Raw genomic sequence first — 10,483 nt, 5'->3', positions numbered from 1 at the left:
ACCCGCATGACCCAGATCAGCGTCGAACGCAAACACTCCCTCGGCCGCGAGGCCGCCCGCGCCAAGGCCGAAGCGCTGGTCGACAAACTGACCCGTGAATACGACCTCAAGGCCAGCTGGAACGGTGATCGTGTCGATGTGAAACGCAGTGGCGCCAACGGCAGCGTGCACATCGGTGACGACACCATCCGGGTCGAATTGAAGCTAGGCATGATGCTGTCGATGATGAGCGGCACCATCAAGGGCGAGATCGAGCGGGCGCTGGACAAGGCGCTGGCCTGAAACGACGGTTCGCCGGCAAGCCGGCTCCTACGGGTCGCAACGATGCCGGCGCACAGCCCTCACCCTGTACCTTAGGGTGAGGATTCTAATTTTTTCGCCTACCTTCACGCTCAAGCCCTACCACCCTGGGCAGTTCCTCCCTCCCTTAAATGAGCATGAGGTGCAGAGCATGGCCAAAGTGAATCTCAAGCAAAAAGACGACGCCCAAGGCAGTACCCTGGGCGAGGTGCGCGGCTACGCGCGCAAGATCTGGCTGGCAGGCATCGGTGCCTACGCCCGCGTCGGCCAGGAAGGTTCCGACTACTTCAAGGAGCTGGTCAAAGCCGGCGAAGGCGTCGAGAAACGCGGCAAGAAGCGCATCGGCAAGGCCGTCGACGCGGCCAACACCCAGCTCGACGAAGCCACCCAGGAAGTCACCCGCGTGCCCGGCCGGGTCGAGGCGCAGCTGGATAAAATCGAGCGGGCCTTCGACGCACGGGTAGGTCGCGCCTTGAATCGCCTCGGCATTCCGTCTAAACATGACGTTGAGGCGTTGTCCATCAAGCTTGAACAGCTGCACGAGCTGCTCGAGCGCGTCGCGCACAAACCATAAGGAGAGCAGGATGGCTGGCAAGAAGAACACCGAGAAAGAAGGCAGTTCCTGGATCGGCGGCGTCGAGAAGTACTCACGCAAGATCTGGTTGGCTGGCCTGGGCATCTACTCCAAGATCGACCAGGACGGTCCGAAGCTGTTCGATTCGCTGGTGAAGGATGGCGAAAAGGCCGAGAAGCAGGCGAAGAAGACTGCCGAAGACGTGGCCGAAACCGCCAAGTCGTCGACCAACTCGCGAGTGTCGGGGGTCAAGGACCGTGCGCTGGGCAAATGGAGCGAACTCGAAGAGGCCTTCGACAAGCGCCTGAACAGCGCCATCTCACGCCTGGGCGTGCCCAGCCGCAATGAGATCAAGGCCCTGCACCAGCAGGTCGATTCGCTGACCAAGCAGATCGAGAAACTGACCGGTGCGTCGGTGACCCCGATCTCCAAGGCCAAGGCGAGCGCGAGCAAACCGGCGGCCAAGCCACTGGCCAAGGCTGCGACCAAGCCCGCCGCCAAACCTGCGGCGAAAACCGCGGCGGCCAAGCCTGCGGCCAAGCCGGTAGCAGCCAAGCCCGCCAGCAAACCAGCCGCGGCGAAAAAGCCAGCCGTGAAGAAAGCGCCGGCCAAAACGGCAGCGGCCAAGCCTGCCACTGCGGCGCCAGCGGCCACCGCGGCACCGGCACCGAGCGCAGCGCCGGCCAGCAACACGCCATCGGCACCGGTGAACGCAGCCACCCAGGGCTGAACCGCGTCGCCTGGTTCGCCAGCAAGGCTGGCTCCTACGGATCGAAATGAACTGAGATCAGAGGTAGGAGCCGGCCTTGCCGTCGGGATCACAGCACCTGGCGCAGGAACGCCTGGGCCCGTGGGTCCTTCGGCGCGGCGAAGAACTGCGCTGGCGGCGAGTCTTCCAGCAACTTGCCGTGATCGAAGAACAGCACCCGGTCCGCCACTTCCCGGGCAAAGCCCATCTCGTGGGTCACGCAGACCATGGTCATGCCTTCCTGGGCCAAGGTCTTCATCACGTCCAGCACCTCGCCGACCATTTCCGGATCGAGCGCCGAAGTCGGCTCGTCGAACAGCATCACCTTCGGTTCCATCGCCAGCGCCCGGGCGATAGCCACCCGTTGCTGCTGGCCACCGGACAACCGCGATGGGTACTCGTTGGCCTTTTGCGCGATACCGACCTTTTCCAGCAACGCCCGCGCCTTGGCCTCGCGCTCGGCCTTGTTGCGCTTGCGCACCACCTTCTGCGCCAGGCACAGGTTTTCCAGCACGGTCATGTGCGGGAACAGGTTGAAGTGCTGGAACACCATGCCGACTTCGCGGCGATAGGCATTGATATCGGTCTTCGGGTCGTCCAGTTGCAAGCCGTCGATGGACACATGGCCCTCGTCGAAATGCTCCAGGCCATTCAGACAGCGCAGGAAGGTCGACTTGCCCGAACCCGACGGGCCGAGCACCACCACCACTTCGCCCTTGGCGACCTGGGTGGTGACGTTGTCCACCGCGCGCACCACCATGCCACGGGTATCGAAGACTTTCAGCAGGTCACGGACTTCAATCACTTTGCGCAAGCCTCCGCTCGAGCCGGCTGGCGATGTGCGACAGCGGCAGGTTGATCAGCAGGTACAGGCCCGCCACGCAGAACCAGATCTCGAAGGTCGAGAACGACGTGGTGATGGCCTCGCGACCGCTCTTGGTCAGCTCGGTGATGGCAATCACCGACACCAGCGAGGTGTCCTTGACCAGGCTGATGAACTGCCCGGCCAAGGGTGGCAGCACGCGCTTGAAGGCCTGCGGCAGGATCACATGGCGCATCGACTGGCTTGCGTTCAGGCCCAGCGAGCGCGCCGCCTCGTTCTGGCCCTTGGCGATCGACTGCACCCCGGCGCGGACGATCTCGGCGACGTAGGCGCCGGTGAACAGTGCCAGCGCCGCTACCCCGGCAAACTCGCGGGACAGGTTGAGCACGGTGCCGATGAAGAAGTAGAAGATGAAGATCTGCACCAGCAGCGGCGTGCCGCGCACCAGTTCGACATAGACCGTGGACAGGTCACGCAGGGTGGGGTTGCTCGACAGCCGGCAAAGCCCGGCGAACAGGCCGATCACCAGGCCCAGGGCACCGGATATGACCGAGATCCACAGCGTGGTCCAAAGGCCCCAGGCCAAAGGGCCAGCGGCCCAGTGACGGGTGACGCCGATGGCATCGCCCTCGGCGACGTCGTCGCCGCGGGCCAGCAGCATGCTGTCCTTGGCCACTTCGACGACTTGGGTGTCGCCGCTCTCGTCCTTCAGGGTGACCCGGGCGTTGTTGCCGGACACCACGATCTCCTCGACCGTGCCAGGGTTGGCGGCACGCTGGGTTTCCTCGGCCTTGTAGGCGAAGTATTGCGGAACGCGGTTCCAGCGCCACTCGTAGGAAATCATCGAGGTGGCCAGGTACAGGCTGATCGCCAGGCCCACCAGGACCAGCGCGGTCAGCCCGTGCCAGGGCCACTGTGCTTTCTTGTGTTTGATCACGTGGGGTACTTCCGTAAATGCGAACGCGCAGGGCTTGCCTGCGCGTCGAGGTCAGCGCTTGGTTTTTTGGCCCAGGCCTTATTCCATTTCCTTCAGCCAGTCCTTGTTCTTGAACCACTTGTCGTGAATACGATCGTAGGTCCCGTCATGCTTGATCTGGTGCAGGAAGTTGTTGATGTAGTTGATGCTGTCGTAGTCGCCTTTCTTCAGGCCGAAGGCCAGCGGCTCGTAGGTGAAGGGCTCTTCGAGGAACAGCAGCTTGCCGGCGCCGGCCTTCTCCACCGCCACCACGTTGTAGGGTGAGTCGTAGACGAAGGCGTCGGCCTTGCCGTTGACCACGTCCATCACGCCTTCCTGCTCGTTGTCGTAGCCGTGGTACTTGGCCTTGCCGATCAGTTTCTTCGCGACCATCTCGCCGGTGGTGCCGAGCTTGGAGGTGAGGCGGTACTTCTCGTTGTTCAGGTCCTTGTACGACTTGATCTCGCCCGCCAGCTCCTTGCGGATCAGCAAGGTCTGGCCGACGACGATGAAGGGCTCGCTGAAGTTAAGGCGCAGGTTGCGTTCCTGGGTCAGGGTCATGCCGCTGCCAATGAAATCGAACTTGTCGGTCATCAGGGCCGGGATGATGCCGTCGTAGGCGGTGGAGACCATCTCCAGCTTGACGCCCATGGACTTGGCCATCGCCTTGAGGATGTCGACTTCGAAGCCGATGATTTCGCCGCGTTTGTTGGTCATTTCGAACGGCATGTAGGTTGGGTCCATGCCGACCCGCAGGGTGCCGCGCTTGACCGCGTCATCGATGGCGCCAGCCTGGGCGGCGGATACCGCGATCAGGGCAGTCGCGCCGACCAGCAGTCGCGACAGGAGTTTCTTCATCATCACCAAGTCCCCTAGCAAGAAATACGCAGATTTTATTGTTCGCACGGCCCGGCGGGCCGAGGCGTAATGTCGGGTGGGATGCTAACGCATGCGAAGGCCGGGACCTAGAGCCGGTGGGGACTTTGTTGGCCAAAAATCGATGCGGACAAAACAATCGCGGGGCAAGCCCTCTCACACGCCCTATCAACGGTGCGTGGGAGCGGCTTGCCCCGCGATTATCGGCGCATCAGGCTCAAGCCAGGGCTGGCTGAGCCTCGTTCTGCGGGTGCAGCGGCAACAACGGCGAGTGCGGGTCGTTGTCGATGGAGGCGCGCCATACATCGATCCACCCCGCGTTGTGCTCGCTCCACACACGATCGTGCAGGCGCGACAACGCCACCGGGTCGCTAAGCAGCGCCAGGCGGGTGTTCAGATCCAGGCCCTTGGGCCCGAGCTCCAGCGCCTTGGCCACGCGCTCGACACGCAAGGCCTCGATCGGCGCGGCCTGGCCGTGACGCGCGGTGGCCATGGCGCAGGCCAGGGCGTTCTGCCGTGGGTCGACCACGGCGCGCACGAAGCCGTCGTGCAGCGCGTGCCAACGGTTCTCGTGGGTGTACTGATCGGTGGCCAGCAGCTCCTGCGGCGTGGCGTACTCCTCGGGGATGAGGAACAGCTTCTCGTCCTTGGCCGCCAGGCCCAGGCGCGTACGGCTGGAAATCACCGACACCGGGATCGACAGCACCAGCGAGCCGACGATCGGCGCCAGCCACCACAGGAAGCTCGGGTTCAGCCAGGCCACCAGCCCGGCCCAGGCGATGCCCAGCAGGGTCTGCGGGCCGTGACGGCGCACCGCTTCGCTCCACGGGGTGGAGTCGTCGTCACGCTGCGGCGAGTTCCAGGTCGCCGCCCAGCCGAGGAACGCGGCCAGCACGAAACGGGTGTGGAAGATCATCCGCACCGGCGCCAGCAGCATGGAGAACAGCATCTCCATCAGCATCGACAAGGTGACCTTGATGCGCCCACCGAACTCGGTGGCGCCCTTGGCCCAGATCAGGATGACGCTGAGCAGCTTGGGCAGGAACAGCAGCACGATGGTGGTGGAGAACAGCGCGATGGCCTTTTCCGGGTGCCATTGCGGCCACAGCGGATAGAGCTGGAACGGCTCGATGAAATACTGCGGCTCCATCAAGGTGTTGGTCGCCAGCAACGCAGTGGACAGCACCAGGAACAGGAACCACAACGGCGCCGACAGGTACGACATCACCCCGGTGAGGAACACCGCGCGGTGCACCGGGTGCATGCCCTTGACCAGGAACAGGCGGAAGTTCATCAGGTTGCCGTGGCACCAGCGGCGGTCGCGCTTGAGCTCATCGAGCAGGTTCGGCGGCAGTTCCTCGTAGCTACCCGGCAGGTCATAGGCGATCCACACGCCCCAGCCGGCGCGGCGCATCAGCGCGGCTTCGACGAAGTCGTGGGAGAGGATCGCACCGGCGAAGGCGCCCTTGCCCGGCAACGGCGCCAGGGCGCAGTGCTCGATGAACGGTTTCATGCGGATGATCGCGTTGTGACCCCAGTAGTGCGACTCGCCCAGCTGCCAGAAGTGCAGGCCGGCGGTGAACAGCGGGCCGTACACGCGGGTGGCGAACTGCTGCATGCGTGCATAGAGGGTATCCATGCCCGAGGCTTTCGGCCCGGTCTGGATGATACCGGCGTCCGGGTTGGCCTCCATCAGGCGCACCAGGCTGCTCAGGCACTCGCCGCTCATGACGCTGTCGGCGTCGAGCACGACCATGTACTTGTATTCGCCGCCCCAACGACGGCAGAAGTCGTCAAGGTTGCCGCTCTTGCGCTTCACCCGACGGCGACGACGGCGGTAGAAGATACGGCCGAAGCCCTTGGTCTCGCGGCACACGTCAAGCCAGGCCTGTTGCTCGGCCACGGCGATGTCGGTGTCGTTGGTGTCGCTGAGCACGAAAAAGTCGAAGCGGTCGAGGTTGCCGCTGGCGGCCACCGACTCGAAGGTCGCGCGCAGACCGGCGAACACCCGCGGCACGTCTTCGTTGCAGATCGGCATCACCAGCGCGGTGCGCGCTTCGGGCGCGATCGGCTCGTTGCCGGCGCTGCTACCGGAAATCTTGTACTTGTCACGCCCGGTGAGCAGCTCGAGGAAGCCCATCAACGCGGTCCAGAAGCCCGCCGACACCCAGCAGAACAGGATGCCGAACAGGACCAGGATGGAAGTCTGCAGCGCATACGGCCACACCTGCACCACGGTGTCCCACAGCGGCTGGTTGAGGACTTCGTCGAGGTCGACGAACGACCAGCCCTGGTACGGCAGGATGCCCTTCATGTACCAGCCGGCGACGAGGGTCTGGCCGATCATCAGGGTCAGCAGGATGTAGCGGCGGATCGAGCCGACCGTGCGCCAGCGCGCCGGCGGCAGTTCGCGCTTGGGCGGCTGCGGGGCATTGGTGCGGCCGGTCATGCGCCGCCACATGCGGATCAGGATATTGGTGCGCCACGGCTCGGGCACCACCTTGGTGCGCTTGATCGGCGGCGCGATCTTCAGGCACAGCCGCCCACCGGCATCGACGCCGAGCATCTCGGCCTCTTCCAGCTCGGCGGCGCTGCCGACGGTCAGACGGGTGCCCACCGAGGCCTGCACGGCCTCGGCGGTGCCGGCGGCCGGTTGGGCCGCCAGACGTTGGTGCAGCTCGCTGAACGAGGCGCAGCTGGCGAGTTCCGCGCGCTGCTCGTCGCTCAGGGGGAGGTGGGCCAGGTATTCGCGCAGCGATTCCGGCCTTGCGCTTGAGTTACTCATCGGCAGGCAACTGATAGCTCCAGGTCTCGGTCAACACTTTCTCGGTGGTGGCCGGGGTCCCGTTGGTGGATGCCGCATCGGCGGCAGGTTGCTCGGCAGCTTTTTCCGCCTTGGCTTTCTCGGCCTTGGCATGGGCGTGCTTGGCGGCCTTGTCCTGCTTGGTTTCCTTGGCAGGCTTGGGCTGCTCGACCGGTACGTCGCGCAGCAGCGCGGCGCGCATCTCGGTGGATTTCTTCGGATCCTGCACCTTCAGCCGCAGGGTCAGGCGCCAGCCCTTGGTTTCCGGGTTGTAGCGCAGGTTGTTCTCGACCAGCTCGGCGTTGTCGCCGACGCTGACCTGGCTGCGCACGGCGGTATCGGCCGGCAGGGCGGCCAGATTCGGGCCGATGAAGTCGACCAGGAAGGCCACGGTGCCATCGGCCTGGCGGATCAGGTTGGACTGCTTGACGTCACCGGTGGAACGCAGGGTCTGCTTGACCCAGGCCAGCTCCGGCGAGTGCAGTTGGTCTTCCTTGATAGTCCAGCGCAGGCGGTAGTCGTACTCGAACGGCTTGCCTGGCTCCGGCAGTTTTTCCGGGCTCCAGAAGGCAACGATGTTGTCGTTGGTCTCGTCGGCGGTCGGGATCTCGACCAGGTCGACGGTGCCCTTGCCCCAGTCACCTTTGGGCTCGATCCAGGCGCTTGGGCGCTTTTCGTATTCGTCGTCGAGGTCTTCGTAGTCGCTGAAGGCGCGCTGACGCTGCAGCAAGCCGAAACCGCGCGGGTTCTCGACGCTGAAGTTGCTCACGGCCAGGTGTTTCGGGTTGTTCAGCGGGCGCCACAGCCACTCGCCGTTGCCTGCATGGATCGACAGGCCTTCGGAGTCGTGCAGGGCCGGGCGGTAGTTCATCACCTTCGACGGCTGGTTGGGGCCGAACAGGTACATGCTGGTCAGCGGCGCGATACCCAGGCGGCTGACGTGGTCACGCAGGTAGACCCGCGACTTGACGTCGACCAGGGTGTCTTCGCCCGGACGCAGGGTCAGCTTGTAGGCGCCGGTGGAGCGCGGCGAGTCGAGCAGCGCGTAGATCACCAGGTGCTTGTCGTTGGGCTTGGGCTTCTCGATCCAGAACTCGCGGAAACGCGGGAATTCCTCGCCCGATGGCAGCGCGGTGTCGATGGCCAGGCCACGGGCCGACAGGCCATAGCGGTGGCCCTTGCCGACCACGCGGAAATAGCTGGCGCCAAGCAGGGTCATGATCTCATCCTGCTTGTCGGCCTTGTTGATCGGGTAGAGCACGCGGAAGCCGGCGTAGCCGAGGTCCTTGGTGGTGTCGGCGTCATGCGGCACGTCACCGAAGTCGAAGCGGCTCGGGTCGTACTTGATCTCTTCGACCTTGTTGGCGGTGATCTCACTGATCTTCACCGGCGTGTCGAAGTGCATCCCCTGGTGGTAGAACGACAGTTTGAACGGCGTCTTGTCCTTGGCCCACTCGGCCTTTTCCTGGAGGAAGCGGATTTTCTGGTAGTCGGCGTACTTCATGTCGCGGAACACCGGTGGCAGGTTGCTCTTCGGTGCTTCGAACTTCTGACCGGCCAGATCCTTTGCCTTGGCTGCAACATCATCCAGATTGAATGCCCACAGCTGGCCAGCGCTCATCAGGCCGACCAGCGCCACGCCGGCCAACAGGGCCTTGCGCAGCCGGGTAACTGGGATTCTTGGTGCAATACAGGGGCTTACAATCACGAGCAATCCTCGCCGAAAACAGATCATGAAACCAACGGCCAGCGACCAATGCCGGGTTGGCGAGCACTGTTCGGACCCCGTGAGGGCGTAATGATTCCCCAAACGGATCCAGACAATGCTCGAGTCAAAGTGAAACGAGCCTGCGAACGCAGGCCCATGCAGCGCGCGATTATCCAGCAGGTCGCGTTACAACGCATCAGGCTGAACAAACTATTTATCGTACAAAACCCCTTGTTTTTCGACAAACAACGGGTTTTTGACCTCATATTTGTAACATAAATGTTACGGGGCCATCATTGACCAGATGCACTTGCATGTCAGCACCGAAGCGACCGCTCGCTACCTGCGGGTGCTGGCGCCGTGCCTGCAACAGAAGATAGTCGAAAAGCTCGGCACCGAGCGCAGGCGGTGCCGCCGTCGAGAAGCTCGGGCGCATGCCGCTGCGGGTATCGGCCGCGAGGGTGAACTGAGACACCAGCAACAGCCCACCACCGACGTCCTTGAGCGAGCGGTTCATCTTGCCCTGCTCGTCGCTGAACACCCGGTAGTTGAGCAGCTTGTGCAACAGCTTGTCGGCATGTTCCGGCGAATCTTCAGGCTCGACCGCCACCAGCGCCAGCAACCCCTGGTCGATGGCGCCGACGATTTCGCCCGCGACCTCCACCCTGGCGCCACGCACGCGCTGGATCAGGCCTTTCATGCTTCTTCCAGGGGCAGGTCGAGCAGGCGCCGGGCCATCTGGTCGGCGGCGCGCACCAGGGCATCGGTGATGCCCGGCTCGGACGCGGCGTGGCCGGCGTCGCGGATCACCTTAAGCTCGCTGTTCGGCCAGGCCTGGTGCAGCTCCCAGGCGTTGTCCAGCGGGCAGATCACGTCATAGCGGCCATGCACGATCACCGCCGGCAGGTGGGCGATCTTGGGGATGTCGCGGATCAGCTGGTTTTCTTCGAGGAAGGCATTGTTGGTGAAGTAGTGGCACTCGATGCGGGCGATCGACAGCGCCCGCTGCGGTTCGGAGAAGCGATCGACCACCAGCGGGTTGGGGCGCAAGGTGGCGGTGCGGCCCTCCCAGGTCGACCAGGCCTTGGCCGCGTGCATCTGGGCGATCTGGTCATTGCCGGTCAGGCGCTTGTGGAAGGCCTGCACCAGGTCGCCGCGCTCCTCCGCTGGGATCGGCGCGATGTAGTCTTGCCAGTAGTCGGGGAACAGGCGGCTGGCGCCCTCCTGGTAGAACCAGCTGATCTCCTGCGGGCGGCACAAGAAGATACCGCGCAAGATCAGGCCGTGCACGCGCTCGGGGTGGGTCTGGGCGTAGGCCAGGGCCAGGGTCGAGCCCCACGAGCCGCCGAACAGCACCCATTTATCGATGCCCAGGTGTTCGCGGATGCGCTCCATGTCCTCGACCAGGTGCCAGGTGGTGTTGTTCTCCAGGCTCGCATGGGGCGTGGAGCGGCCACAGCCGCGCTGGTCGAAGGTGATGATGCGGTACAGGTTGGGGTCGAAGTAGCAGCGGCTCTGGGCGTCGCAACCGGCGCCAGGCCCCCCGTGGATGAACACCACCGGCAGACCTTCCGGCGAGCCGCTTTCATCGACATACAGCACATGCGGCGCTTCCACGGCCAGATCGTGCCGGGCGTAGGGTTTGATCTGCGGGTAGAGGGTCTGCATCGCGCACTCCGTGTGAGGATTTAATCTG

General features: G+C 64.1%; 10 protein-coding genes. 3 read left to right on the top strand and 7 right to left on the bottom strand.

The genetic code is table 11. The annotated features are described in order from the left end of the window. The first annotated feature begins 6 nt into the window (after positions 1-6). The 3 genes from E3U47_RS10715 to E3U47_RS10705 all read left to right on the top strand — a co-directional run bounded on the left by E3U47_RS10715 (position 7) and on the right by E3U47_RS10705 (position 1,604). Positions 7-282 (top strand): polyhydroxyalkanoic acid system family protein, encoded by a 276-nt coding sequence (locus tag E3U47_RS10715; protein ID WP_134691415.1) that lies wholly within the window; start codon positions 7-9, stop codon positions 280-282. Positions 283-451: 169 nt separating this feature from the next. Then, positions 452-874 (top strand): phasin family protein, encoded by a 423-nt coding sequence (locus tag E3U47_RS10710; protein WP_134691412.1) that lies wholly within the window; start codon positions 452-454, stop codon positions 872-874. Positions 875-884: 10 nt separating this feature from the next. Beyond that, the gene (locus E3U47_RS10705; protein WP_134691411.1) at positions 885-1,604 is read left to right on the top strand and encodes a phasin family protein; all 720 of its coding nucleotides are present in this window, start codon (positions 885-887) and stop codon (positions 1,602-1,604) included. Positions 1,605-1,692: 88 nt separating this feature from the next. On the opposite strand, the gene E3U47_RS10700 is transcribed toward E3U47_RS10705, so the two are convergent. The 7 genes from E3U47_RS10700 to pip all read right to left on the bottom strand — a co-directional run bounded on the left by E3U47_RS10700 (position 1,693) and on the right by pip (position 10,455). Continuing rightward, the gene (locus E3U47_RS10700) at positions 1,693-2,427 is read right to left on the bottom strand and encodes an amino acid ABC transporter ATP-binding protein (RefSeq protein WP_134691414.1); all 735 of its coding nucleotides are present in this window, start codon (positions 2,425-2,427) and stop codon (positions 1,693-1,695) included. Then, positions 2,420-3,382, bottom strand: a complete 963-nt coding sequence (locus tag E3U47_RS10695; RefSeq protein WP_134691410.1) for an amino acid ABC transporter permease — start codon at positions 3,380-3,382, stop codon at positions 2,420-2,422. Before E3U47_RS10695 ends, E3U47_RS10700 begins: the two co-directional genes overlap by 8 nt. Before the next feature lie 78 nt (positions 3,383-3,460). Further along, the gene (locus E3U47_RS10690; RefSeq protein WP_167659469.1) at positions 3,461-4,258 is read right to left on the bottom strand and encodes a transporter substrate-binding domain-containing protein; all 798 of its coding nucleotides are present in this window, start codon (positions 4,256-4,258) and stop codon (positions 3,461-3,463) included. 235 nt (positions 4,259-4,493) lie between these two features. Then, positions 4,494-7,061, bottom strand: coding sequence for a glucans biosynthesis glucosyltransferase MdoH (gene mdoH / locus E3U47_RS10685; protein ID WP_134691408.1), 2,568 nt, complete (start codon positions 7,059-7,061; stop codon positions 4,494-4,496). After that, positions 7,054-8,787 (bottom strand): glucan biosynthesis protein G, encoded by a 1,734-nt coding sequence (locus tag E3U47_RS10680; protein WP_134691407.1) that lies wholly within the window; start codon positions 8,785-8,787, stop codon positions 7,054-7,056. The genes mdoH and E3U47_RS10680 overlap by 8 nt, the downstream gene beginning before the upstream one ends. Positions 8,788-9,049: 262 nt before the next feature. Next, positions 9,050-9,487, bottom strand: coding sequence for a D-aminoacyl-tRNA deacylase (gene dtd, locus E3U47_RS10675; RefSeq protein WP_134691406.1), 438 nt, complete (start codon positions 9,485-9,487; stop codon positions 9,050-9,052). Continuing rightward, positions 9,484-10,455 carry a prolyl aminopeptidase gene (gene pip / locus E3U47_RS10670; protein ID WP_134691405.1) on the bottom strand — a complete coding sequence of 324 codons (972 nt, stop codon included), beginning with the start codon at positions 10,453-10,455 and terminating at the stop codon, positions 9,484-9,486. The genes dtd and pip overlap by 4 nt, the downstream gene beginning before the upstream one ends. Positions 10,456-10,483: the final 28 nt, after the last annotated feature.

The organism is Pseudomonas sp. RIT623, assembly GCF_004519305.1.
Classification (GTDB): Bacteria; Pseudomonadota; Gammaproteobacteria; order Pseudomonadales; family Pseudomonadaceae; genus Aquipseudomonas.
The sequence above is the reverse complement of the archived record's forward strand: the minus strand, read 5'-3'. Positions and strand labels throughout refer to the sequence as shown.